Source organism: Phycicoccus sp. Root101 (genome assembly GCF_001426245.1).
Classification (GTDB): Bacteria; Actinomycetota; Actinomycetes; order Actinomycetales; family Dermatophilaceae; genus Pedococcus.
This window is the reverse complement of sequence record NZ_LMCM01000006.1, coordinates 685,389-709,302: the sequence shown is the minus strand read 5'-3', so window position 1 is coordinate 709,302 and position 23,914 is coordinate 685,389. Positions and strand designations below refer to the sequence as shown.

Annotated in this window: 22 protein-coding genes; 6 read left to right on the top strand and 16 right to left on the bottom strand. The window is 65.7% G+C overall.

From position 1 onward, the window contains the following. The 9 genes from ASC58_RS10630 to ASC58_RS21000 all read right to left on the bottom strand — a co-directional run. Positions 1-278, bottom strand: a 278-nt coding sequence (locus ASC58_RS10630) for a hypothetical protein (protein ID WP_056919233.1), incomplete at its 3' end; no start/stop codon positions are given. Further along, positions 275-598, bottom strand: a complete 324-nt coding sequence (locus tag ASC58_RS10625; protein ID WP_056919232.1) for a hypothetical protein — start codon at positions 596-598, stop codon at positions 275-277. The genes ASC58_RS10630 and ASC58_RS10625, both read right to left, overlap by 4 nt. A 40-nt stretch (positions 599-638) precedes the next feature. Further along, positions 639-1,727, bottom strand: a complete 1,089-nt coding sequence (locus tag ASC58_RS21960) for a toprim domain-containing protein (RefSeq protein WP_056919231.1) — start codon at positions 1,725-1,727, stop codon at positions 639-641. A 27-nt stretch (positions 1,728-1,754) separates the two neighbouring features. After that, positions 1,755-2,223, bottom strand: a 469-nt coding sequence (locus ASC58_RS21860; RefSeq protein ID WP_304438395.1) for a CHC2 zinc finger domain-containing protein, incomplete at its 3' end; no start/stop codon positions are given. A gap of 456 nt (positions 2,224-2,679) precedes the next feature. Next, the coding region (locus tag ASC58_RS10605) for a hypothetical protein (protein ID WP_235529183.1) at positions 2,680-3,105 on the bottom strand (426 nt) is incomplete at its 3' end. Between the two features lie 87 nt (positions 3,106-3,192). Beyond that, positions 3,193-3,588, bottom strand: a complete 396-nt coding sequence (locus ASC58_RS10600; protein ID WP_157598435.1) for a hypothetical protein — start codon at positions 3,586-3,588, stop codon at positions 3,193-3,195. 363 nt (positions 3,589-3,951) lie between these two features. Further along, positions 3,952-5,298 (bottom strand): type IV secretory system conjugative DNA transfer family protein, encoded by a 1,347-nt coding sequence (locus ASC58_RS20615; RefSeq protein ID WP_235529182.1) that lies wholly within the window; start codon positions 5,296-5,298, stop codon positions 3,952-3,954. Between the two features lie 643 nt (positions 5,299-5,941). Beyond that, positions 5,942-10,201, bottom strand: coding sequence for a hypothetical protein (locus tag ASC58_RS10590; protein ID WP_157598434.1), 4,260 nt, complete (start codon positions 10,199-10,201; stop codon positions 5,942-5,944). 211 nt (positions 10,202-10,412) lie between these two features. Further along, positions 10,413-10,874: a hypothetical protein gene (locus ASC58_RS21000; RefSeq protein WP_157598433.1), complete on the bottom strand. Its 462-nt coding sequence runs from the start codon at positions 10,872-10,874 to the stop codon at positions 10,413-10,415. Positions 10,875-11,018: 144 nt separating this feature from the next. Here ASC58_RS21000 and ASC58_RS10585 point away from each other — a divergent pair, with 144 nt between their 5' ends. After that, entirely contained in the window at positions 11,019-11,846 is an 828-nt protein-coding gene (locus ASC58_RS10585) for a GIY-YIG nuclease family protein (protein ID WP_056919225.1), read from the top strand. Between the two features lie 217 nt (positions 11,847-12,063). Then, complete coding sequence (locus tag ASC58_RS10580) at positions 12,064-12,555, top strand: signal peptidase II (RefSeq protein ID WP_056919224.1); 492 nt, start codon at positions 12,064-12,066, stop codon at positions 12,553-12,555. Between the two features lie 475 nt (positions 12,556-13,030). Here ASC58_RS10580 and ASC58_RS10575 read toward each other — a convergent pair whose 3' ends face one another. Then, positions 13,031-13,909: a nuclease-related domain-containing protein gene (locus ASC58_RS10575; RefSeq protein WP_235529181.1), complete on the bottom strand. Its 879-nt coding sequence runs from the start codon at positions 13,907-13,909 to the stop codon at positions 13,031-13,033. Between the two features lie 166 nt (positions 13,910-14,075). Between ASC58_RS10575 and ASC58_RS10570 the strand changes: the two genes are divergently transcribed. After that, the gene (locus tag ASC58_RS10570; RefSeq protein ID WP_056919223.1) at positions 14,076-14,990 is read left to right on the top strand and encodes a tyrosine-type recombinase/integrase; all 915 of its coding nucleotides are present in this window, start codon (positions 14,076-14,078) and stop codon (positions 14,988-14,990) included. 436 nt (positions 14,991-15,426) lie between these two features. Here ASC58_RS10570 and ASC58_RS10565 read toward each other — a convergent pair whose 3' ends face one another. The 6 genes from ASC58_RS10565 to ASC58_RS10545 all read right to left on the bottom strand — a co-directional run bounded on the left by ASC58_RS10565 (position 15,427) and on the right by ASC58_RS10545 (position 20,247). Continuing rightward, positions 15,427-16,425, bottom strand: a complete 999-nt coding sequence (locus tag ASC58_RS10565; protein WP_157598432.1) for a hypothetical protein — start codon at positions 16,423-16,425, stop codon at positions 15,427-15,429. 144 nt (positions 16,426-16,569) lie between these two features. Beyond that, positions 16,570-16,851, bottom strand: coding sequence for a hypothetical protein (locus tag ASC58_RS10560; RefSeq protein ID WP_056919221.1), 282 nt, complete (start codon positions 16,849-16,851; stop codon positions 16,570-16,572). A gap of 103 nt (positions 16,852-16,954) precedes the next feature. Beyond that, positions 16,955-17,287, bottom strand: coding sequence for a hypothetical protein (locus tag ASC58_RS20610; protein ID WP_082553168.1), 333 nt, complete (start codon positions 17,285-17,287; stop codon positions 16,955-16,957). Between the two features lie 148 nt (positions 17,288-17,435). Continuing rightward, positions 17,436-17,903, bottom strand: coding sequence for a hypothetical protein (locus tag ASC58_RS10555; RefSeq protein WP_157598431.1), 468 nt, complete (start codon positions 17,901-17,903; stop codon positions 17,436-17,438). Between the two features lie 224 nt (positions 17,904-18,127). Further along, a complete protein-coding gene (locus ASC58_RS10550) occupies positions 18,128-19,336 on the bottom strand; it encodes an AbiH family protein (RefSeq protein WP_082553167.1) in 1,209 nt (402 codons plus the stop codon). 401 nt (positions 19,337-19,737) lie between these two features. Further along, the gene (locus ASC58_RS10545) at positions 19,738-20,247 is read right to left on the bottom strand and encodes a PadR family transcriptional regulator (RefSeq protein ID WP_162246840.1); all 510 of its coding nucleotides are present in this window, start codon (positions 20,245-20,247) and stop codon (positions 19,738-19,740) included. Between the two features lie 64 nt (positions 20,248-20,311). Here ASC58_RS10545 and ASC58_RS10540 point away from each other — a divergent pair, with 64 nt between their 5' ends. The 3 genes from ASC58_RS10540 (at position 20,312) to ASC58_RS10530 (ending at position 23,850) form a co-directional block, all read left to right on the top strand. After that, complete coding sequence (locus tag ASC58_RS10540; protein ID WP_056919217.1) at positions 20,312-21,784, top strand: MFS transporter; 1,473 nt, start codon at positions 20,312-20,314, stop codon at positions 21,782-21,784. Between the two features lie 112 nt (positions 21,785-21,896). Then, positions 21,897-23,450 (top strand): DJ-1/PfpI family protein, encoded by a 1,554-nt coding sequence (locus ASC58_RS10535; RefSeq protein ID WP_082553164.1) that lies wholly within the window; start codon positions 21,897-21,899, stop codon positions 23,448-23,450. Positions 23,451-23,502: 52 nt separating this feature from the next. Further along, positions 23,503-23,850 (top strand): hypothetical protein, encoded by a 348-nt coding sequence (locus ASC58_RS10530; RefSeq protein WP_200947783.1) that lies wholly within the window; start codon positions 23,503-23,505, stop codon positions 23,848-23,850. Positions 23,851-23,914 lie beyond the last annotated feature (64 nt).

Here is a 23,914-nt window from a genome sequence, read left to right as displayed (position 1 = left end):
GTGAGCGCGGCGGCCTGTTCGAGGCTGAGCTGGGTGTCGAAGGGATGCCGCAGCGGTTCGGGGTAGGAACGGAACACAGCAAGGGTGGGCGCGAGCGCCGTGCGCGTCGTGCCGGGTCTGTGCATCGCGTCTGGTCCTGCGAGCTCAAACATGAGCCGGTGCACGGTCACGTCGAAAGTGGCCCACTGTTCCCTGGTGATAGGGACTTCGCTGTCGCGCAGTTGCCGGGTGAAGAGATCGGCRTGGGCCAGAAGGTCAGCTGCGCTGGTGGTGCTCATCGCGCGTCCGTGTCCTTGGCGATTCGCACGAGGTCGGCGAYGTGGCACGCCCACAGCGGGAGGTCTGGCGGCCCTTCAAGCGGGTGGATCTCGTCGAGCGTGTTGAGTGCAGCCTGAAGYTGCTCCRGGATCGATCCGGCGGCCGGCGGGCCGGCTGTGGGCCACTGGTCGGGGCTGAGCCCGGCGGCGTTCAGGCGGATCTGGCCGGCGAACGCGCGCAACGACGGTGAGTCGTGCAGGCCCGCGAGATTCTCGACCCGTTCGGCTGCCGAATGCAGTTGGCTTGCTGCCCGGTCGAGCAGTTCGGTGGCGCTGGTCATGGCTTCCTCGCTTCGGTGTGCCGTGTGCTCGAGTGCSTTGTTAGAGGCTGGGGCCGGGGCTATCGACCGAGAGGGCAGCGGTTGGGTGCATGCTGGCTTCGACCGCGTGAGCCTCCATGGCCCGGCGGCGCAGTACGGGGATTGCGGTCGCGGCTGGGTSCCAGCCGTGCTGGGTCAGTTCAGCCTCGACTTGTGCCAACAGTTCGGCCGCCTCTCGGGGCGAGGCGGTCAGCAGACTCAGCGGTACGACGGTGTCGATGGTCTCCTGCAGGGGGTCCCGGGACCGTGCTGCGATGGCCCGCACCAGTTCGTGCCCTGGCGGTTTGGGCGCCACGACGTTCCGCTTCCACTGGTKCTGCGGGTCGAAGGCCGACAGGCCCAGGTGACCMTGYGTCGCGATCCACTCGGCGGGGTCAAGCCCGCCCGGGAGTCGAGTGACCATCGCCGGGTGACCCATGCCGCGGCATACCGCGTCCACCCACCGCTGGGTGCCCTCGGCGCCGGCTTGGTCACCGTCCAGGGCGACGACGATGCGTTCGGCGCCCGACATGGTCACGCGCTCCGCCTGGGTCGACGACACCGTCACCCCGTTGGTGGAACACGGCCAGAACTGCCCGAGACGATTTGCCTGTGCGGCTGAGGCCGCCACGGCCAATGCGTCGAGCGGGCCCTCCACGACCACCGCCGTTGAATGGGCGACCGGAGGCTCGACGAGGGGCGTGTAGAGCACTTGGGACTTGTCGAAGGTSGCGGTGCGAGTGGGGTTTCGGTACTTCGGTCCCCGCTCGACGTCGTCGACCTTGCGACCGATGAAGCCCTCGATGTGTCCGGTGCCCGAACGGACTGGAACCATGATCCGGCCGTGGAAGGTGTCGTACAGCAGGCCGGAGCTGCTGCGGTGCGCGAGGTCGACGGCCTGCAGCTCGTCGAYCGACGCCCCGTCGCGCACGAGACGGTCGGTCAGCCAGGACCAGCCGCGCCCGCTGTGACCGATGACTGGCTGGGCGAGAGCCGACTCGAGCTCGCGGACGTCAATGCCGCGGTGGTGGTGCAGGTAGCTGACTGCGAACGCGTGCCGGACCTTCGACGTGAGATGTTCCCATGCCAACTCGTGGATCGCGTTATCCACGCGACTGAGATGACCGCTCTCGAAGTNGCTCGCGGACGTCAATGCCGCGGTGGTGGTGCAGGTAGCTGACTGCGAACGCGTGCCGGACCTTCGACGTGAGATGTTCCCATGCCAACTCGTGGATCKCGTGGGCGCGGTCGACGCTGATGAGCCTCCATGGTGGGGGCTCGGTCTGCGATGGCCGTCGTCCCAGCGCGGTTCGCGTCGACCGGTCGGKGTTCTCGAGGCGGGCGACGGCATCGCGAAAACCCAATCCTTCACGGAGTTGGACGTAGTCGATGACGTCACCTGAGGCGCCGCACCCGAAGCAGTGGAASCGGTCCGGGTCCTTGCCYCCCACGGACAGGGAAGCCGTGGAGTCGTCGTGGAACGGGCAGCAGCCCATGAAGCCGTGCCCCGAGTGGCGGAGCTCGACGCCCGATGCGGTGATCACGTCTTCGATCGGGTGATGGCGTCGGACMTCGACGACGTCGACGGAGACGGAGGTGGCTGTCACAGCTCGACTCCCCGCGATGGGTGGCGCTGCATCGCGCTGCTCCGTGCGAGGAGTTGGCCGGCGNTCGACGACGTCGACGGAGACGGAGGTGGCTGTCACAGCTCGACTCCCCGCGATGGGTGGCGCTGCATCGCGCTGCTCCGTGCGAGGAGTTGGCCGGCGAAGAGCTCCGCGAACTGCGGGACAGTCATGTGCATGTCGACCTCGACGGCCTTGGCGAACGTCGACTCCACAGCATCGGCCGGKGCGTGGGTGCTGATGACCGCGTAYTCGTCCCAGGTGGGGTCGTAGGCATACAGAAGGCCCTCACTGGCGGCGGCGGTGCGGCGCAGCGAGATCCGCTGTTCGCGGCGTTCACCCCAACGCATGCCGTAGTCGCGGTCGATGCCAGGCAGATGTCCGTATGCAGACTTGAACGCTTGCGTCCCGGTTGACATCGTCGTGCCTGGCATGGCNGGCGGCGGCGGTGCGGCGCAGCGAGATCCGCTGTTCGCGGCGTTCACCCCAACGCATGCCGTAGTCGCGGTCGATGCCAGGCAGATGTCCGTATGCAGMCTTGAACGCTTGCGGCCCGGTCCAGGTCAGTGAATTGGGGATGGGGTCGCCGGGCGTGCGACCGGAAGCCGCCATCGTCAGTGCGCTGAGCTCGTGGACGCCGTCACTGAGCGCACCGGTGATTCGGTCAGCGACGGTGAAGGCGACATCGTCGACGCCGTTGCTAAGGGTGAGCCCGACCGCGTGGGCGTAGGCGTTGCGCTGCCCGAGGCGGTACCAGTAGTCCGCGGGGTCGTCGAGGTCAACGCCCTGATGTGCGTTGCGGGACAACGCGATCAGTTGGTCGACAGCACGGTTCTGGTCTGTCCCGTCCGAGGTGGCGCTCATGGCGGCCTTCCCCGCGCGGGCCCCTCCCGCGCTCCGTGTGGACAACGGCGGAGTGGGGGCACCATGCGACCGCAAGCGTCCCGACGATCAGGGCACGGGTCGCTGTGGTGGGTCCCGGTGCTCACGCATCGTGCACTGGGTCACCGCGTTGAGTTCCCTGAGGACGTGCGTCACGTCCTGCAGAGCGCGCAGCCAGTCGACGGCCGCGGTGGGTGCCGCAGATTGCGCGAAACAGGCCCGCTCGTGGTCTCTCAGGGCAAGCAAGGCTTCGACCATGCCGCCGTGCTCCTCCCAGCAGGGAGGGATCGCCCGGGCGTCGACGCAGAATCGTTGCACCAGCTCGGTCACCCACTCGCGTAGCTCCGCCTTCGCCTGCTCACGGACGACACCTGACAGCGACGGCAGGTGCACAGGTCCGGTCAGCTGACCAAAGGTCACCGCATCTTCGTCGTTGCCGAAGGCGAGAGCTGGTTGACCGCTCACGATGCGTCCCGTTGGCTGGCACCGCGATGTCGAAGCAGCGCGATGACCCCCAGGCTCGCCTGCCGTCCGCTCAGGTGCCGCCAGCCCGCGCTGCGCTCGAGAACGCGGTGCAGCTGCCTGTGGTCTCGGGCACACAATGGCACGAGGTCCTCATCGTCCTCACGCCCGATACGGATATAGGTGAGGTGATGCAGGTGCCCACTGCGGGGGCACCAGACCCGGTCGCAGACCAGGCACTGAGGTGGGGTCCCATGCGAGGTCAGCCAGGCGGCATACCAAGCGTGCCGCCGCGCCCGCCATCCGCCGGAGGTGAGGTAGGCGTCGTAGGCCGCCCGGCGGGCGATCTGGTCGACGCGGCGACGTCTATTCGTCCGACGCGTTCGCACGATGGATCGCCCCCTCCAGAAGTCGGCGGTCGGCGACGAGCTGTTTGGCTTCTTTGCGGCTCGTCCAAGGGGTCATGGCCAGGTCAATGGGTTGGGCGGCGCGAAGGAGCATCACCGCCTTGCCGAACGGCAGGGTGCGCAGCTGGGCAGGTTCGAGGATGGGGACCCGCGTCATCGTGGTGGAGTGGGTGCGTCGTCCGTCGGCACCACGGCTGGTGGAGGTCTGCCTCTCCTCGCGTTGACCGAGGAGCTTGGAGAGGTCCTCAAGGTCCCGTGCGTTCGAGCCCCCGCCGAGGATCACCTTGACGATGGCGGCGTCCCAGATTGCGGAAGCGGCGTGCTCGCCCCAGACCGCGCGCGCTTGGGCAAGCGACTGCAGCACCACGACGGTCGAGATCCCCGTGCCACCTCCATCGGACATCAGGGCGGGCAGGGACGGCAACGGATAGTTGGCAGCCTCGTCCAGGACCAGCGTCAGGGGAGGGTCGAGCCTGGCGGCGGGGGAGCGCGCAGCTATGCGGCGGGCGGCTTCGACGACGTCTTCGACAAAGGCACCGACCAGCCCCGCCGTGGCTGCACTGCCAGTCGAGGTGCCCAGCAAGTAGACCGTGCCATCACTTCGCAGGAAGACGCCAGGGTCGAAGACCTCATCGGAGGAGGGGGATAGGGCATCCATGACACGGGGGTCAGCCAATGCTGAGAAGACGATGGTGACCATGGCCCAGACCGAGTCTCGCTGGCGCGGGTCGGCGCTGATGATCGCATCGAGTCCCTGGTACCACCCAGCGGCGGCGTCAGGGTGAGCGTTGAGGATCTGGACGGCTTCGCGGGCATGCACAGCGGACAGGGACCACCTGTACAGCTCCGAGCATGAGTAGCCGCCCAGGGCGGCCGCGTGGAGCAAACAGCGCACCGCCTGCTCGGCCGAAGCCTGCCAGAAGTTGGAGTCGGTAGTGCCGGCTGCCGTGCCGCTCGTCAGTGCCTTCGCGCGGACCATCGCTGTGTGTGGGTGCTCGCAGCCGCGGACGGGGGACCAGCGGGTGGCTGACGGTATGCCGGGTGCAAGTCCTTGCGGGTCGAACACCGCGACCGGGCCCCGAGCGGCTCGCCGCCGCATGGTTGCCGTGAGGTTGTCCGGCCGAGTACTCGTCGTGAGAACGGCACCCGGGGAATCGAGGATCAGGGGAATGGCCAGATGCAGGCCCTTGCCCGCCCGCGGAGGACCCAGGACCACCACGGAGTCCTCGACCGAGCAGAAGCATGCAACACCGCAGGACTCCCCGAGGTGGTAACCGAGGTCCTGGGACGTCGCGGTTTGAGTCATGGACGGTCGGAGGGCGGCTGCTCTTTGATGCAGGCGACGTCGGCCGGCACTGCTTTGCACCTGGCGGCGCGCTGCCATCCCTGGCCTTCGAGGGGTGCGCGTGCCTTGCCGAGACGCCACGGCCAACAAGCACGCAGCCGAGGCTAAGAGCAGGATCAGGGCTGGCCAGCTGGACCACGCCGAGCCGATCGAGTCTCGAGCCCCTTTCTGATCCCAGAGGTGATGAAGGTACTCGTCCAGACCCGACTGGCCGGCGAAAAGGGACGCGTTGCCCAGCCCGGACGGAAAGCGCGCGCCCAACACGGCGGTGCCGCTTGGCAGTCCCCGACGCGGCTGTCTCCGTGTAGGCCGTCCGACACGCATCAATACCCCTGACTTCGATCCCCTTTCATAGGGGACGCGCCTGAGGGGGCACCATTCGGGCAGCGATTGGCCGCGCGAACCCTCGCCTGGGCAAGAGGATAGGCGCCGGGGCTAGCGCCCGTCGGGTGCTGGCCCGTGCGCACAGCCCACGCTGGAGTTCGCCGAGACCTGCTGCCTTTCGCCCAGAATGGGGCAGCCTGGGAACGGCACCTGGCTGCTGGCCCCGGCTGAGACGAGCGATTATTCGCGGCAGAACCTCAGGTGGACGAACGTTCGCTCATTAGGCCTCATGGGCTGGCGCTTCGCGTGGCGCCGCAACCTCCGTCACCGGGGTATGAGTCGCCCCAACCTCGTCGCCGCGGTCTCCTCCATCCCGGGTCTTGTGCGTGCTTTGAGTTGATGTCACCGCCGGGGCTTCGGCCGGGCCCTCGTCCCAGCCGGTCTGCGTGTCCGCTTCATGGCGTCGACGGTCATCGTCGATGGTGGCCTGAATGCGCTCCGCTGCTGCTTCGTACAGGGCTTGAAGTTCAGCATCTGGTGATTGCGTCGCGGCGTTCCTCGCGCGCTCATGGGCGCTGTGGAGCTCTGGCGACTCACCATTCCAGCCGCCCCAACTGCTCGGATGCATCTGCTGTACGACTGCGTCACGGAGATCAGACCAGCAGTCGAGTTCTCGCGCACGGCCGGCGAGCTCGTGGGTCAGCCGTGGGGTGCGTAGAGGCCAAGTGTCCAGGTAGCCCAATGCCCCGCAAAGCGCCTTGAGCTCGTCCGCTTCGAGATCTTGGACATGGGAAGCAAAGGCGTCACCTTGGCCTTCCGTAACGTGGTCGTTTGTTGCAGCAGCGAGGACGCGTCCTAAATGGCGCTGCCGATCATCGTCCGCCCCCTGTGATCGCTGCACGACCCATTGGGCGAGGTCGTCGGCACGCCGGTCGAAGGCGGCACCGAGATCGTGGATGTCCTGAGGAAGGCGGCTGCCGGTCGGATCGTCGTGGTCGGCGAGATGATCAAGAACTAGGTCAGGGTGGCGCGATGCGATGCCGGCCAGCGTCGTCTGGACGCCGTAGGACCGATAGCCGGCGCAACCAATCAGACGAAGCACGGCCTCTGCTTCGACACGTTTGAGACTCCCTCCGAAAGTTGAGCCGTCGTATTCGGCAGCACTTTCGATCGCGGAGGTAGCAGCATGGGCGGCGATTCCCTTGGCGATGAGTGCATCGGATGCATCAACGGGTGCAACGCGCAGGTAAGACCCGGCAGCGGCTAGGAACGCATTCGCGACCGATGGGTCGGCATCGTTGCTGCCGGTGACCCACACCTGTCCGAGCGAGCCAGCGTGGTCCCACGTGGTTCTATCGAAGGTGCGCGCGATCGACATCCGGACCGCATGCCGACCCTGGCTGACGGCATTCTGCAGCCACCGCGTTCCTGCTTCGGGTTGATGGTCAAGGGCCAGGTTGATGAGCTGCGAGAGTTCGGAATCCAGGGGGCCGGGGTCAGCGTCCGAGATTCTGACAACTAGTTCAAGCAGAAGGTCTGGCGCCTTCTCCGACAGCTGCCGCCACAGGCCCCACAAGTTGAAGTGCGAACTCGGTTGCAGGCTCGCGACGGTCCGCGCAGTGCGGTCGAGCCGCACCCATACGTCTGCTGCCTCCCCATGCGCGATCAGACGGTCAGCGATCGCCGCATTAGCTGCATCTTGTTGGGCCATACGCGCTTCTACCCGGGCGCTGGAGCCGCCATGCTTGTCGGCCTGTCGCTGGTCGTCCGTCATTCTGGCGATGTGTTCGCGTTCTGCAGTCTGCGTTTTCTGGAGCTCTTCCAGAGGCGGTACCTCGAGCAGCCGAACGCGTGGCAGTGTGAAGATTCGATGACCCAGCATGTCGTCGGCGATGTCATCATCCAAGTCTGCCGAGTCGTCCAGCGTCGCAAGTGTCGTGAGAGCCGCGTGCATGACGCGTGGTGACGCGGCATGCTCGGCAGGCCACGCCAGCGTCTTGCGGACGAGCCGCCGTAGGGCAGGCGTCGCGGTACGGGTGCTGATGTTGGTGAGCGTGGCAATTGTGGCGAGGTCGTCCTCCTCCCAGGAAAGGGTGACCTCTGTGCCCACCGACTGACCGAAGTATCCATGCGGCTGTCGGAGCGCCTCCTCCAAGAGGTCCACTGCCTCGCCCGCGCGCCGCAGGTCGTCTGCAAGAGCTTGCCGGCGGAGGAGATCGCGGATTAGGTCTCGCACCGGGCGCATGGCGGCGGGGTTGATTCCGCGAGCCTGCATGGAGATGGTCAAGGGGGCGGACTGGACGGTCTCGACCGTCTCCTTGGCCAAGAGTGGCTTCAAAGCAAACAGCGGGGTTGCCACGCCGTCGGTCGGCGCCGGTTCCCTAAGCCACCGCTCGACACGGGCCACAATGCGTTCCGGAAACGAGCGGTCTGGGAGGTTGACGAGATTGCCTAGGTGATCCTCGACCATCCGTTGCGCGTGATCAGGGTTGGAGTGGGGCGGTCGCGAATCCTGGTTTCGGATTGCCCAGATGGCGTCGAGAGCCGTTTCCAGAAGGTCGGGGTCGTTGGCTGCCGCTCGTGCGTACAGCTCGGGCATCTTGCTCCGAATATCGATGCGCCCGATCGGTGCCAACCCCAAGCGGCGCCGCCAGCCGACCCCCTCGTCGTCGGGCACTGGAGCATTGATGCGGTCTTCCTCTTCGAGGCGGGCGCGGATGCCCTCTAACAGTTCAACCAAGGGGCGCGGTTGCGTCGCCGCTAGCCGATCGAGTTGACTGATCTCGTCGTAAAGACGGCCGTATGGGTACGCGAGCATCCTGTCGTTGATCTGAGCCCAGACCGTATCCATGAGGCTCGGGCCGCCTCGCTGTGCCAGGCGCCAGTCGAGCTCGCCGAGCGCGTTCGCGAGCTGTTGCCCGTGCTCGCCATTGCCGAACGCTCCCCAAAGGTTAGATGCGAAGCCGGTGTCGTGCTCGTCGTACGCAGCCTGTTCCTCCAGAACACTGTCAGCGACGACATCGGGTACGACTCTCAGCGCGGCGCCTTGAGGGACCAGCACGCCGTGGTCGCGGAGAGATCCGACGATGCGCGCCAAGTCAATGATGCTGACCTCGCAGAAGTCGGCGACTCGTCCCATCAGGTCGCGATCGTCGGTAGGAACCGGACCAATCGCCGCGTAGGTCGCGAGCACCTTTCGGGTAGTCGACCCTGCGAAGCCGTCGACGTCCGGGGCTAGAAGCTCGCGATAGCGGTTTAGGACCGTTTGGCGGAGACCCGCGTCGACCGCCAGTGAGGCTGTGAGCTCGCCACGCTTGATGAGGTTCGTGGTGATAACTGCGACGTGAGGGCTGTGCTCGGCCTGTCCGGCGAGGTACTGGCGCAGTCCGAAACTCAAGTCCAAGTCGTCGGTCAGATCCTTAACTAGGCGTTCTGCTTCGACTCGAGTCAGCTCGCCGACGGGAAGAATCAGATTCTCAGCTGGGGCGAACCCTGCATCAATGAGCTGCTCGCTGATAGATCTCATGCCGCTGGGGCGGCAAGCGAGTACCAACTGAACGTCGTTGCGGCTTCGAGCAAAGGCCAACAAGGCACCCAGACCCTCGGGGGTCTGGTGAGCGTCGTCGATGACGACTATTGACGGCCCCACTGGCAGCTCGGCCATGGCCGAAGCACTGAAGACATGCCCGGGCGCCAGACAACTGATGGCGATGTGCGGTCGTTCGTCGTGCATGTCTCGTAGTGAGTCAGTTAGGAGCCGCGACTTCCCGCGGCCCCCCGGCCCGACGACCACGACTACAGCGCGGTAGCCGTCCGAATCCCGGTCTAGTGCATCCCGCATTGCCTTCAGTTCGGTGGTGCGCCCGGAGAGCGTGCCGAGGTCATTCAGGACTGATTCGGGGTTGAGCCGCGCTCGGGTAAAGCCCTCCAGAGACACAAACGCGTCCTCGGGCGAATGGATAAAATGGCGACGCACCTCGCCGCCCCAGAACTCGTCGAGCAGGTCGCGCTGATTCTGGATAGGCAGTCCCCGCAGCATGGCCGTCAGGTCTCGTCGGTCCCAGAGACGCCAGCTTTCATGATTCCGAATCTCGTTACGCGCAGCCGCCTTCGCGAGGTCTGCGTACACAAGGTAGACCTCGGCAGCGCCGTCGAACGTCAGCTCGTCCACTGCCTTCCGCACCTTCGCGGCCGTAAGCGTCCGAAGGTGTTTGCACTGCCAGGCTGCGGTTACGTTGTCGCTGTAGCGGCCGAGTAGATCGATGCCGTCTTGCTTGTCGCCGGGCACGCCCCAGCGCGCGACTTCCGCAACGTGGCGCACCTGAGGACCAAGGAGCGGTTGGGCTTTCAGGAGCCGCTCGACGAAGTCCTCGAAGCGCCGGTCTGATAACCAGGGGGTCGGCAGAAGCTCAGGCGCTCGGTCATCGAACAGCCAGGCGAGCGCCGACTGTCGATCCTGGTGACCTTGACTAACCAACCCGTGCCCCGTCTCCGTCCGATCATTCAGATCGGCCGCGTGCAACTCACCTGCCCATGCCATATACCTAGCCCATTGTGGCAGCGGCGCCGACGTCGCCCGGGAAGCGCGCCGCAGTTGCTGCTGCCGGGGAGGAGGCTCTCTGAAGCCGCGTCACATCGCCGCATCTGCCACGCCAACGGGGCGTCCCCGAGTGAGCAGCGCGGCAATCGCTTCCCAGTTCGGCCGCAAGCTGCCGTTTCACCGCGGTCCCCTCATTAGACGTGCTCCAACGCTAAGAGGGCCTTCGACGACCGCGTGCCGTGCCTTTTCTGCTCGCCTCTTCAAACTGTTGAATGGACCGGATCAGTTCGGTAAGTCGAAGGTGTCCTGCCGCCGCCCCGCGGTGCTCTTCGAGCCGCTTTGCGTGCTCCTCGAAAGCTTCCACGGCGGCGAGCAACGATTCGTCTTGGACAATCAGTCGCACGACCACGGTTGCCTCTGTGAGCCGATCGAGTTCGTTGCCGAGGCGCTCTGCCGCATCCTCAGAACCGTATGCTTCCAAGTCCACTAGTGCCCGCTGGACCTTGCGACCTGCCGTAACGAGTTGGACGAAAGCGGCGTGGCGCTCTAGGTCGGATGTTGCCGCCGCTTGATGACGGAATCGTCGACTCTCGGCGAGCATGGCAATGAGCTGCTGTAGCGCCACACCTGCTAATGCAAAACTGCCCGTAAGTACGCCGTCGTTGACTCCCATGGCGCGAGTCTGTCATTTCGCCTGACGCTAGTGCTCTGATCCCGACCGTCGTACCCCAAGCGCGTCCTCGTGGATTATGAGGCGACCCAGTCCGCCGCGAGCCGGACGCGGTGTTCGTGCGATGCGCCCGGGTAAGGTCCCATCATGGAGGCCATCCCGCTGACCAGCTTGCTGCCCGAGAGCTTCGATCCGACGGAGTACAAGGTCCACTTCGCCGTCTGGAATCAGGTCAAGCATCCGATTGATGTTCTTGCGACAAGCCCGGACGAGTGGCAGGGGTGGAACTCGTGGAGGAGTGTGCACAACGACTTCAATCGCGAGTTCATCTTCTCGGTAGCTCAGGACAAACATGACTCGACGCACTGGCTTTTCGGCGGTATCTGGGAGGTCCTGGAGCGCGGATCTGAACAGCAGGCGCACTCGTACACGGTGGTGCTTCGTGAGGACCTGATGGGTCCGTTCATCCGCCGCCTCTGGGTCCGCCACAAGAGGTCCGGTCGGAACATTCGCCAGAGGATGGAGTCGGTCCTGCCCACGATGACTGTGTCGTCGATCCTCGAAGAGCCGTTCTCAGGAGACGCGTTCCCGGGACATGACCGGATCAATCACAGTCTCGCCGACCTTCAGGCTGTCGTCGGCCAGGCTCGGGCCGACTGGCGGATTGCGTTGGAGAGCATGAAGGGCGTCTCCGTCATCCACGACAAGGAGACCGGGCAGCGGTATGTGGGCTCCGCTTACGGCGACACCGGCATCTGGCAACGCTGGGCTACCTACGCGGCCACACTCCACGGTGGCAACGTCGGGCTGAAGGCGCTCCTCGAGGAAAAGGGCGATGAGTACTACCGGACCAACATGCGCTTCGCCCTCCTCGAGTACTGGTCGATGCGCACCAATGACGCCCATGTTCTGGAGCGCGAGTCGTACTGGAAGGACGTCCTTCACGCACGATCGCTGGGACACAACAAGAACTGATTGACTGCGGAGCACCTACGGGGAAGCAGCTGATGCAGGTCCACCGACGGGCGAACCGTTCGACCTGCGTCCTTCCACCGCGCGTGCGCCACGTCTTTCACACCTCATTCCGTCGCATTCGATGACGCGTCTTGCTGGCGTTGGATAGAACAATTGTTGGTTCTGGTGGGGGGGCCGTGCTGCCATGCTGTGCCCAGCCCATCGCAGGGGAGGCACCATGGCTGCGCCCGAAGTCATCGACCAGTCGCGAGCCTTTCGGCTGTCCATGTGGCGGGCAGCACTGTTGGGCCTGTCCGTCGCCTGCCTGGACCTCGTATCCAAAGCAGTCGCGGAGCAACACTTGTCGGCGCCAGCGGTTCTGACCAATGACGACCTGAGTCTTGGCCTCGCGGGCGGCGGCCAGTCGGTGCTGGTCGCACTGATGGCTGGGGGGATCATTGTCGCTGGAGTGGTGAGCTGGCGGGCCATGGCGGCCCGTCGGGTGCCATGGTGGCCAGTGGCACTGGTACTGGGCGGAGCTGTCGGGAACTTGGTGGACCGTTTCCTGCGCGGCTCCGTTCGGGACTTCATCCCCGCAGGACCGTTGGTGGTCAACATCGCTGACATCGCCGTCTTTCTCGGCCTGGTCGCTGCCGCCATCGCGTGGCAACGCTCCCAGCCCCTGCACGCGCCTGAGCACCAACACGTTGATGCCCAGGAGGGGAGGTGATGTTCATGTCTGACCGCATCCGCAGGATCGCCGCCGTAGCAACCGTTTCGTGCGGGGCCGCGCTGCTCGCCTTCCTGGAGACCGCACCCAGGATCCGCACCGGATAGGGCCCGTGTCGACAGGCCGCAGCGCCGGAGGAGACCCGGCGATGGTGGCCGCAGCGGCAGGCGCGGCAAACCCGAGACTCACTCAAGGGGGTGAACATCATGACCAAAGCCCGTCGCATCCTCACCTACGTGGGGGTCAGCCTGGCTCCCATCGCCTTCCTCGTACTGGAGACGGCCGGTAAGAACAGCCCCTGAGGGGACTGTCAGTTGTACGAGGACGGGGTCCCGGATGGGTTTCCGGGACTCCGTCTGAGGGCGCGTGACACCGCGTTGCAGGCCTTTCGCAAGGCCCACCGTGCCCGCTCAGCCGCCGAAAAGAGCCTGACCCGGGCGATCTTCACAGTCTTTCCGCCGCGACTAGGGATCCTTCAAGCGGCAGGCAGTGCCTTCGCCAGGCGTCGGTGGAGGCCGTCGATGGCTTCAGCGGACAGTGACCCTTCCGCCTGGAGTTCGGGGTACAGCTTCTTGGGCCAGAGAGCCTGCACGTCGCGCGTGGTGAAGCTGCCTCCGATCAAGGGCCAGTCGGCTTCGACGAAGCAGAGCACGCCCCGGACCGGCACGTCGTCGGTAAGAGACGTTCGGACCACGTCGGCCTGCTTCAGCACGCCGTCTACAAGCTTGGTGCAGTCGCGTGATCCGACGAGCAGCCGTTCTACGCGGGGGCGCAGGATGCCGCCTTCGATCTTGAGGTGAGGGCGGCCGCGGTACTTCTTGGCGTCGATGACATAGACGCCGTTGGCCGTCACGGCGATGTGGTCGATGTTCGCCTTGGACCTGGGTATCCGTCGGTCGTGCAACAGCCTGATGGTGTCGCAGGCCAGGCGGTCCAAGCCTTTGCCGAGTCTCTCCTCACCGAGGGCGCCGGTGTTCCAGGCGGTGGTGGTCTGCCGCTCTTCGGAGATGGCAAGGAGGAAGCCCCCGATCCGCGGATGCTGGGTTCGGATGCGCTGCTCGCGCTTGGCCTTGCGACGCTCGAACTCGCGACGAGCTGATGCTCCGGCGGTGCCAGGCTCAACCACCTCAAGGGCGGCTGGTCCTGCCTCCATCACGCCTTCAAGGGTGACTGGTCCTGCCTCCGTGGCGGGGTTCGGCTTAGGTGGGGTCGCCATGTCGTGGCTCAGGCAACGGACCGTCTTGGTCGGTCGTTCATAGACGGCTTCAGTCTTCTCCGGGATCTCGGCCCCACAGACTCGGCAGGTGCCGGCGTACCGCAGCCGCATGACCTTCTCGTTGGGTGCCCCTTCCACGCCGGAAACCGTACGTTGTCCGCGCACCGCTAAGGCGTCGTTTGCTGGATTTCCCCCTTGGGCGCGCGGCCACGGCGCGGGTCTACCGTCGGGTCGTCCAGGTGCCTGGCCGCGAGGGCGGCGCCGGGGTTTGGGCCTGTGTTTGGTCGCCGCATGAGGTGACGCCATGTCCGCTACGACGATCCTGCTTCCGTTCCAGCCAGCGTCGATGTCGACCACGCAGCTCGCGGCGGTCTCCTTTCTGGCTCGCTACTCAGGGCATACTCACGCCTTGTACGCCTATCAGTTGAGGGAGTGGTTCACCTGGTGTGAGTTGCACGGTCTCGACCCGCTGGTCGGTGTGCAGCGAGCCCACGTCGAGCTGTACATCCGCGGGCTCAGTGAGCGTGGGCTGATGGACTCCTCGGTGGTGACGATGATGCACGGGGTTCGCGGGTTCTTCCGCTTCGCGCACATCGACGGCCTGATCGGGTCCGACCCGGCCGTGTACGCCCGGCTACCGAAGGTGCACCGGGACGAGTCCCGCACCCACGGTTTGGACCGGCTCGAGCTGATTCGGTTCCTCCAGGTGTCCCAGACCATCACCGTTCACCACGGAGCGCTGGCGTTCCTGCTCGGCATCAACGCTCTTCGCGCGTCGGAAGCGGCAGCCGTACGGATCGAGGACTACGCCGACAGCATGCGCGGCCACCGCGTGCTGCACCTGGTCGGCAAGGGCAACAAGCCCGCCACCATGCCCATCTCCGTCCCGGTGCTGCGGGTTCTGGAAGCGTGTCGCGGGCAGCGCACCACCGGCCCCCTGATCCTGCGGCCGTTGAGCGGGAACCCGATCGATCGGCGCGACGCCTACCGGATGGTCGCCCGCATCGCGAAGGCTGCGGGCATCCCGCGCCACATCAGCCCACATTCCCTGCGGCACGCCGCCATCACCAACGCCCTCGACGCCGGAGTCCCGCTACGCGACGCCCAGATCCTCGCCCGGCATGCCGACCCAAGGACCACAGAGCACTACGACCGAGCCCGAGGAAACCTCGACCGCCACGGCGTCCACTTCCTTACCGCCTATGTCGCCGGCGTCTGAGGGCCCTGTGACGTGGACGGTCTCTGACGCGACTCACCGACTGCGCGTGAGAGCGGTGGCTTCTCGCCTGCTCTTCTCCCAAGGGGATTTCTGCACCCCGGCTCTGGACGTCAGGTGCCAACAGCGACACGGACTGCAGAAGTAGGCGCCTCTCGGACCGCTTCGGCCGCGCCTACGGTAGGCGCGGCCTATGCCACGCATAGCGAACAATGCGGCGCCACGGCTGCCATAGGGGATCTTGGAGCATTCCGACATGTCGATGTCCTCGACTTGTCGCACTCGGCCGGCTCATATCCTGCCCGGTACGCGGTTCACGCCTGATAGCGATCGGCCACGAAGGAACCTGATGGTTCCGCTTGCTGGAAACGATACCCAACGTCGGGCCGTGGCGATGAGATACTGAGCCATTCCGCCGCCTGGCGGCTACCGCGAGTGGTCACGGCTTGACCTGGACGGTCTTGTAGCGCGAGAACCTCAGTTCACATCCAAACTCCTCTCCTTCAGGCGTGAGCGCTTTGCCCGTCGTGCCACCCGCCTTCCATAGCCAAGGCATGACGAGCCGTGTTGGGTCATCGTCCGGGAGGGTATTGATCAGGGTTCGGGCCTGCTCGCGAAGGAGTTCGAGGTCGGCTGGGCTCGTGGCTCCCCTCCCGCGTTGGCGGCCATCGGCGGCCGTCTCCTGAGCTAGAGCAAGCAAGCCGTCCGCGCTCAGGCCTTCCGCCTCAACTAATGGCGCGGGCGAGGTCATGCCCGGCGACTTCAGTGGCTGCGGCGGGGGCTGCTTAGCCAGCAGCGGGGTGGTCGGCATGACGCCCGTGATCGCCTCCCGTTGTTCGGAAGGTCGGAGCACGCCGAGGTTCTGGATCACGGCGCGAGCGGCCTCGACGTAGGCACGGACTTCTGGGCGCCCATCGTTGCCCCACACGTCCTCAACGAGTGGCAGCACCTGAGTCCACTGCAGGTGGCTGTATCGCTGACCGTCGCCCAGAGCCGGCGCGGGCTTCGTCAGTGGCCCCGTGATGTACGTCAGATCCACTCGACACGATGGATGCGCCGCCGCCGCGAGGCGCAGGTAGTACGGAAGCTGGTCGGGTCGGTGACTGCCCGCCTCCGACTTCAGCTCGATCACCCACACCCGGTCCGGCCAAAGCACCGCCCAGTCGGGCCAGCCGTTCATGGCTGACTCTTCAACCTTCGGAAGGAGATATTCGTCGACGAAGGCATCCGGATTGCCTGTAGCCGCCATTTGCCTGGCGTCTCCGTGGGCCAAGGCGTCCAACTGGTGCATGAAACGAACGCCCTGTTCGCTTGGTCTCCGTGCCGTATTCCACGGAGGTGGATCGCCACCCACGATCAGCGTCGTCAGCACGCGCTGAAGAAACTCTTCACGGCCTAACTTCAGGCGACGCCACAGCTCTTGAGGGCTCTCCCACATGACTTGCAGCGTAGATGGCACTGCTGACACCTCGGCCGGCCGAAGCTGCGGCGAGCCGGGCTGCTGTCGAACCTGCGTCACACCGCCGCCTCACGACCACAGCATCGGTTCGAGGGCGGCACTCCCGGGCATGCGCCTTTGGCGTCATCGCTGCCGAGGCGCTCCGCGCTCCCACCAGTCGACTATCGGACGCTCACGCACGAGGTCCGAAGCGAATTCGGGATCGCCAAGGTTGCAGAACTTCCAAAGTTCCTTCGCCGCCCGCGAGTATTGGAAGAGGACCTGGTCCACCTCGAAGGCGTCGAGCTCGCCGGAGCGAAAGCGTTCGAGCGCAGTTCCCACGCGCCCCTGCAGTGAAGTCAACTGCTTCTCGTGGTAGTTCGCCACCGCTTCTCGGGCGGCTTGTCGGTCGGACTTGGCGGACACAGATCGAGGCTAGCCCGAGACCTCGCATCCGCGCGACGAGCGGCAGAGTTGGACGAGCGTAGCCGTCCTCCTAGCGGCAGATGAGTGCGTGCAGCCCTGACAGCTACCCGGCTTCTCGACCAGGAAGCGGTGAGCCGGCCAGAAAGGCCGCGTACTCGCCGCGCACATCTTCGTCGACATGTGGCTCCTGGCTTGTGTATCGCCCATCAGTTCGATCGCGTTTGGGGCCAGACATCCAAAACTCCTCGCCCGTCTCCACGTCGTAGAAGTTCGAGTCGAAGTTGGCTCGCGCCGTGCCGGTGACTCGGGCAAGGGTTCGCCCGTGTACATATGCCGTCCGCCAGGTACGCGTGAATCGCACTTGAGCGATCCAAGCTGTCCCGCAGTCGGTGTTGTACCCGGTCTTGAGCTGGAGGTACATGATCCGCTCAGGCATGCTCGAAGCGTAGAGCCGCTTGCCTGGCGGCGCGCTGTCTTCCGCGCCACTCGCGGCAGATGAGGATGGGGCAGCGGCAGAGACACGGTGCTTCCCCGCCACCGACCCACCGTCTTGGTGCCCCCTTTGGTACGCAGCCACGCCGGCGCTAATCGAAGGGTGGTCTTACGCGCTCGACCGCCGACAGCTTCTCATTCAGCCGGGAGATGGCGGAGTCGAACCACTCGTCGTCGATCCAGAAACGCTGACCAGTCGTTCGACTGTTCCGTGTCTCAGCTCGGTTGAGCCGCTGACTTTGGTCGGGATGCGTTGCCGGCCGGGCATGCAGGACGTCACTCCTAATCTCGGCGGCGACATAGAGCGCTTGGTACACCTCAGTCAGGTAGTCCTTAATCGAGCCATGGTCGGCGGCCGTTGCCGCCTCCCTGACAGCGCCCGCGATACCCGAAGTCATCTTCGGCTCCAACTCTTCGAGTGTTAGTTCAGCCGGCAGTTGGTCCGCGAGGCGGTGAAGATCGCCAAGGATCGTCCACTCCATCGACGAAACGGCGTAGGCCACCTCTCCGATCCTGGCCAGGTAGTCCTGCTCGGGTAGCGCGACTCGTGATCGTTCCATGGTCTCAGCGTGTCAGGTGTGCGCGCGCTATCAGGGGCATGAGCGGACCTCGGTACAGCGAGAGGCCGCGACGCGCTGACGTGGCGGCCCCTCTGAGCGTGTCGAGGCTTTTCGACTCGCCGGAACATGGCGCGCATGCTCAGCGGCAGATCCGGGCGTTCGGCGGGCGACCCGGACGCGACGTCCTGAGCCAGTTCGTCCGCCGCGGGTCGTCACCGTGGACCTCAGGGTGTGGCGAGGAAGGCCGGCAGGCTGTCATCGGTGTAGACCACGACCTGAATCCGGTCTTCCACGATTCCCCGCTCAGGCTCGTCCAGGTCCCCTGCGACGCCCGCGAAGAACGTGTCGAAAACTTCTTCCGTGGTGACGGAGCCCGCGATAGGACTCCACCAGTAGATGATGAGCTCGCTCGGAGATGCTTCATCTCCAGTCGGGCGGTTGAGGGCTTCGTACACGCGGCGCCACCACCAGCCGTCGGTCTTGCCGAGGGAGCACCCGAAGATGATGAATAACCGGGTGTCGGAGAACAGATGGCCGTACTCGATGCGGTTCATGGCCCAGTACGGCTTCATGAGTTGCCGGTGAGGATTCCTGCCTGCGTCGAAGTTGTCGGGAGCGTCGATGCCGAACAGGAGGTACCGCGGAATCGGCTGCTGTTCGTGGGGGTGGATGACCTCGCTGCGGAGGTAGCTGGACCAACCGGTCTCGCGGTTCCAGTCGCCGTTCGGATGACTAGTTGGGTTGGGATGGAACTCGAAGTTCCGGTCGGCAACCGTGTGCGCTTGCGGCAGGAACTGCTGGGCGTCGCGGAAGACGTAGTCGTCAAGCAACGGCATGTAGTTGAAGTTGACGAAGAGGTAATTGAAGAGGTGGTAATGGCTGGTTTCCCTGGGGAAAACGAATGAGCCGAAAGTTTGCGAACCCGTCGCGACGTCGCCGATGAAGTCCGCCATCGACCTGACGGCCAGGGAGCCTTCAGCGGAGTCCTTCCCGACTCGAGCGAGCAGTTCAGGCGGTGCGACGAGTTCCAGGTACTCCGAGAACGCTGCCTGAATGGCGAGAGTTGCCTCGTAGACGGCGCTGGGAGGGTGCCAGCCGCCCGCAGGTGTAATGAGGTCGCCGATCGCAGCCTCGACGTCACTCCAGTTCTCCTGACCGCGCTCCTTGGCAGCTGCCATCTGCTGGACAACGAGGTTCGAGGAGTCGAAGTCGCGGGAGAGAAGGTAGTGGTAGAAGGCCGGGTAGCGGGGAGAGAACCGAGATCCGTAGCGGCGAGTGACTTGAATATCGAAGCCATTGCCGACCAGGACCATGATGTTGTGCTGGCGCCTCAACTGCTCGTACTCGGCCTTCGTGAACGTGCGATACCCCATGGCTCGTCCTGTTCGTTCATGCGTCGAAGCCATCGGCGTTTGGTGCGTGCCGGCGTCCACGCGAGTGATCCGAGGTAGGTGCTGCTTCAGTCCTGGTGGCGGAGGCAACCGTCGCGTGCAGTACCCGAGCCGAACTTAACGCCTAGCGAAGCCGCTCGGCGTCGTCAATGCGCGCCGCCTTCGGGACGAAGCGGGATTGAATGCCGTCCGTCGCGGGATCCTGCTCCTGTCCGCTTTACCGCGCGTCCGGATCTCGGCAGAGTCGGACGGATCCGGCGTAACCAAGAGTTGCTGCATACCACCCCTTTCGTGCGTGCCGTAGGGGCAAGCGAAGGCTGGCTGGGGTGAGATTAATTCGTGCCGCAAAGGAGCCGTGGATGTCGATACGGAACGTCCTCCCTTGAACGGTCAGTTCGCATTCCTGCCTGGTTGGTGGTCCCTTTGGCGGATGCGAGTGCGCATCATGGGGCGGCGTCCTCAATCCGTTCACGCAACCAGTCGCGTATGACGGTGTCGACGCGGATGCCGAGCTCGACCTGCGGGGCGAACACCTCCGCTCCTCCTTCGTCCTGAAGCTGGCGTCGTACGCCCTTGAGTTCTTCGAGTTCCTTCTCCACGTGCGAGAGGTCGCGCTCGTACGCGGTGCGCCGGTCGGTGGGGTCCAGCAGGTTGGTGAGGAACAAACGGACGCTGCTCTCGTTGCGCTGGGCTCGGTCGGGCTCGGCCTCAACGAGCCAACGGCGCAGCTCTTCGCGGCCGGGGTTGGTGAGCCCGTAGGTCTTGCTGCGCCGCGGTCCGCGTCCAATCACCTCCACGAGTCCGGCGTGCTCGAGCTTGGCCAGCTCGGGGTAGATCTGGCTGTGGCTTGCGTGCCAGGAAGTCCGCAGTGAGCGATCGAACATCTGGGTCAGCTCGTAGCCGGTTGACGGGGTTCTGGCCAGCAGGCCAAGGATCGAGTAGCGCAAAGACATGGCATCAGCATACAGATGAACTGTCGGTATTGACATGTCGGCTTCAACATGTCACTTTCTACACATGGACGAACTCGCCAACCTCTCTCCCCGCCGTCGAGCCTTGCTGTGGCTGGCAGTGCTCTCCGGACTGCTCCTGGCCATGCTCGACCAGACGATCGTCGGCACCGCGCTGCCGCGCATCGTCCACGAGCTAGGCGGCCAGTCCTGGTACGTGTGGGGAATCACGGCGTACCTCGTGCCGGCCACGGTGCTGTTGCCCGTGTTCGCCCACTTGTCCGACCGCTACGGACGTCAGCGCATGCTGTTGACCGGGATGGGGTTGTTCGTCCTCGGGTCCGCGCTGTGCGCGAGTGCGCAGTCGATGGGTCAGGTGACCAGCTTCCGTGGCGTCCAAGGAGCCGGGGCGGCAGCGCTCGAGGCCCTTTCGTTCCTGCTGGTCGCCGACCTCTCCGGACCGCGCCGCAACGTGATGGCGCAAGCCATGCTTGCCGGCATCATGGCCTTCAGCTTCATCGCAGGACCGCTCATCGGGGGGTTCCTGACCGACCACGTCGGATGGCGCTGGGTGTTCTCGGTGAACGTCCCCTTGGGCCTGCTGGCGATCGTTGTTGTCGCCAGGGTGCTGCCCGCCTCGCTGGGGCGCAGACCGGGCCGCCCGGCCCCGCTGGACGTCGCCGGCATCGCCGTGATGACCGCCTCGTTGGGCATGGTCCTCGTCGGGCTGAACCAGCACCTGCTCGTGGACTCATGGTTCGCCGCCCGCACCGGCGGGCTGGTCGTAGCAGGTGTTATGGGTCTGGGGCTGCTGGTTCTCGTTGAGCGTCGAGCCGCAGCGCCGGTCCTGCCGCTGGAGCTGCTGACGCAGCCACTGACGATGCGCCTGCTGCTCGCCGGTGCCAGCGCCACCTTCGGCCTGTACGCGTGCGTGCTGCTCCTGCCGCGGTATTTCCAACAGGCGCAGGGAGTCAGCGCCACCCGATCCGGTCTGTACATCTACCCACTGCTGATCGGCCTCCTGGTTGCGGTGAACGTCGGAGCGGCGGTCATCACGCGACGCAACGCGCTGCGCGGCACCCTTTTGGCCGCCAATGCAATCGTCGCGGTCGGAGCACTGGGCTTCACCGTCTTCGGCGCATCCTCGCCGGCAGCACTGCCGCTCATCCTGATGGCATTCATCGGCGCCGGCGTCGGACCGAACCTCTCAGGCTCGCAGATTGGCATTCAGCGCACCGTTGCGCCCATGGACCTGGGGCCAGCCATGGGGGCCCTGCTGCTCTTTCGGCAGCTCGGTGGCGCGCTGGCACTGGCGGCCGCGGAGACCATCTACGTCGGACGGCTGCATGCCGGGGACTCAGCGCAGACAGCCACCGGCTGGAGCGTCTTCGTCGTGGCCGCCACGGGTGCGCTGGTCGCAGTACTGGCCCTGATCTCGCTGCGGCCCGGCGCTGACCGCCTACCACCACTGCGCGCCCGCACCACGGTCGCGACCGACGCAGACACCAGCCAGGAAGCGCCCATGGCCACCACTTCCTGAGCATCCATCGCAACCACGCCTCGCACCCAGAGCCGGTCTCCGCCCGCTCTCACACCGCACCACCCGGCTGCAGACCTGCCGCTGACAAGCTTCGCCAGGAAAGGCACCGCTCATGACCACCAGTGCACCGACCCCCACAAGGATCTGGCCCCGCCGTGTCCTTGGCACGACGCTGAAGCTCACCCTCGGAGTCGCGACCTTTGTCGGCATCGTTCTCGCCGGCGTCACGGTCACCACGCGCAGCACCCATCAGCCGGTCCCTGCCGCCTTTACCGGGACACCGGCCGCGTCGCTGCCACACGCCGAGCCTGGACACGTTGCCAACCCCGCCGGGGCGCACGCAGAAGGTCGACGGCTCGTGGTCGCGTTCGTCGCCGGCCAAAGCAGTACCGTCGCCAGCGACATCCTCGCGCCCTACGACATCTTCGCGAGCTCGCCCGCCTTCACGACCTACATCGTCGCCAACGTCGCAACCCCTGCCGCCCTCGAAGGCGGACCATCCGTGCTACCGACGTACACGTTCGCTGACGTTGATGCGGACCCGACCCTCAAGCCGGACCTGGTCGTCGTGCCCGGCCTCGGCGACCCGACCGGCGCCAAGGAAGCGCCGCTGCGTGAATGGGTGTCACACCAACACGATTCTGGGGCAAAGGTTCTGGGCGTGTGCAGCGGTTCGCTCGTCCTGTCGGCGACCGGAATGCTGGACGGGCTGGAAGCCACAAGCCACTGGTCCCGCATCAGCGCACTGGAGAAGAGCCGTCCCGCAGTGCACTGGCTACGCGGCCGCCGCTGGGTCCAGGACGGGTCCATCACCACGACGGCCGCCGTCAGCTCCGGAGTCCCCGGTGCCCTTCATGTCGTCGCCGAGCTCGCCGGCCCGGCAGAGGCGCAACGGGTTGCCGACCTGCACCCCGAGCTCGGCTGGACCCCAACCGAAACGACAGTTATCCCCAACGATCACTTCGTTGGCGGCGACTGGCCTGTGGGCCTGAACTACCTGATGCCCTGGTTCCGGCCGACAGTCGGCATCGCCCTGCATGATGGCGTCAGCGAACTAGATGCCACCGCTGCCTTCGAGGTGTACAGCCAGTCGGCCGCCGCCCGCACCATCGCCCTCGCCACCACCGACACAGTCCAGACGGGCCACGGCCTGACCCTGCTCGCCACCAAGTACACCAACGCCCCCCGCCTGTCCCGCGTCCTGGTCCCCGACGCCAACGCACCGGGCGCCATCGACCCGCACCTACAGACCTGGGCTGACCACCGCGAACTCACGGTCGAAGCACTCGTCAACCGCTCAGGCACAGACGTGTCCCGCACCAGTGGTGGTGGGTTCGTCTCCGCCTTACAGAACCTCGCCGACCACAGCAACGCCGCCACCACGTCCGCGACCGCCAAGATGATCGGCTACCCGACCGCCCACCTCAACCTGGGCAACGGCGGCTGGCCGTGGCGGCCGGTCCTTCTCTTCATCGCCAGCCTCGCCCTCGCAGCCCTGGCCAGCAAGACGCCCAAGGCCCTCGCGGCACGGCGACGTCAGCGCCGACTCCGCTCAACCAACCGCCCCACAGCCGGCCCTTCCGACGACCCCAGCGCACCCGAGGTCACCCCCGCCACCCGCGGCGTGAGGTACCAGACCGCCCACCTGCGCAACGCGACCAAATAGCCGCCGTCCGCCTCCCAGGCGTCACCGCGCCCCCTTCACCCCAGGAGCCACCATGAACCACCCACCTCAGCCGCACCGGCTGGCACCCCCCGGCCCGCACCAGCTCGCGCTGATGATCTGGGTGGCCGTCTTCCCCACCTTGACCGTTCTGAACCTTCTCCTCGGCAACTGGGTGCACACCCTTGCGCCAGTGGTCCGCACCGGCGTCCTCGTCACCATCGCGGTACCCATCGTCAGCTACGGACTGATGCCACAGCTGCACCGCATCCGCCGGTTGCTCCTCACCCGTCCCCACAGGTCCCCCGGCCTCAACACCACCGTCACTGCCTCCCCGGACCTAGCACCCACCCGACGCAGCACCCACCAGGGCCCACCACACCCCGCTGAAAACGGGACCTGACCACGGGTATCGCCCAATCACCTCACCACACGTGGCACGTCACCGCCCCGGTCCACCCTGTTTC

What these genes read in the sequence shown, in the direction of transcription:
- ASC58_RS20615 (WP_235529182.1), bottom strand. Translation starts at nt 5,298, where the DNA reads ATGACTCAAACCGCGACGTCCCAGGACCTCGGTTACCACCTCGGGGAG.
- ASC58_RS10590 (WP_157598434.1), bottom strand. Translation starts at nt 10,201, where the DNA reads ATGGCATGGGCAGGTGAGTTGCACGCGGCCGATCTGAATGATCGGACG.
- ASC58_RS21000 (WP_157598433.1), bottom strand. Translation starts at nt 10,874, where the DNA reads ATGGGAGTCAACGACGGCGTACTTACGGGCAGTTTTGCATTAGCAGGT.
- ASC58_RS10585 (WP_056919225.1), top strand. Translation starts at nt 11,019, where the DNA reads ATGGAGGCCATCCCGCTGACCAGCTTGCTGCCCGAGAGCTTCGATCCG.
- ASC58_RS10580 (WP_056919224.1), top strand. Translation starts at nt 12,064, where the DNA reads ATGGCTGCGCCCGAAGTCATCGACCAGTCGCGAGCCTTTCGGCTGTCC.
- ASC58_RS10570 (WP_056919223.1), top strand. Translation starts at nt 14,076, where the DNA reads ATGTCCGCTACGACGATCCTGCTTCCGTTCCAGCCAGCGTCGATGTCG.
- ASC58_RS10565 (WP_157598432.1), bottom strand. Translation starts at nt 16,425, where the DNA reads ATGTGGGAGAGCCCTCAAGAGCTGTGGCGTCGCCTGAAGTTAGGCCGT.
- ASC58_RS20610 (WP_082553168.1), bottom strand. Translation starts at nt 17,287, where the DNA reads ATGCCTGAGCGGATCATGTACCTCCAGCTCAAGACCGGGTACAACACC.
- ASC58_RS10555 (WP_157598431.1), bottom strand. Translation starts at nt 17,903, where the DNA reads ATGGAACGATCACGAGTCGCGCTACCCGAGCAGGACTACCTGGCCAGG.
- ASC58_RS10545 (WP_162246840.1), bottom strand. Translation starts at nt 20,247, where the DNA reads ATGTCTTTGCGCTACTCGATCCTTGGCCTGCTGGCCAGAACCCCGTCA.
- ASC58_RS10540 (WP_056919217.1), top strand. Translation starts at nt 20,312, where the DNA reads ATGGACGAACTCGCCAACCTCTCTCCCCGCCGTCGAGCCTTGCTGTGG.
- ASC58_RS10535 (WP_082553164.1), top strand. Translation starts at nt 21,897, where the DNA reads ATGACCACCAGTGCACCGACCCCCACAAGGATCTGGCCCCGCCGTGTC.
- ASC58_RS10530 (WP_200947783.1), top strand. Translation starts at nt 23,503, where the DNA reads ATGAACCACCCACCTCAGCCGCACCGGCTGGCACCCCCCGGCCCGCAC.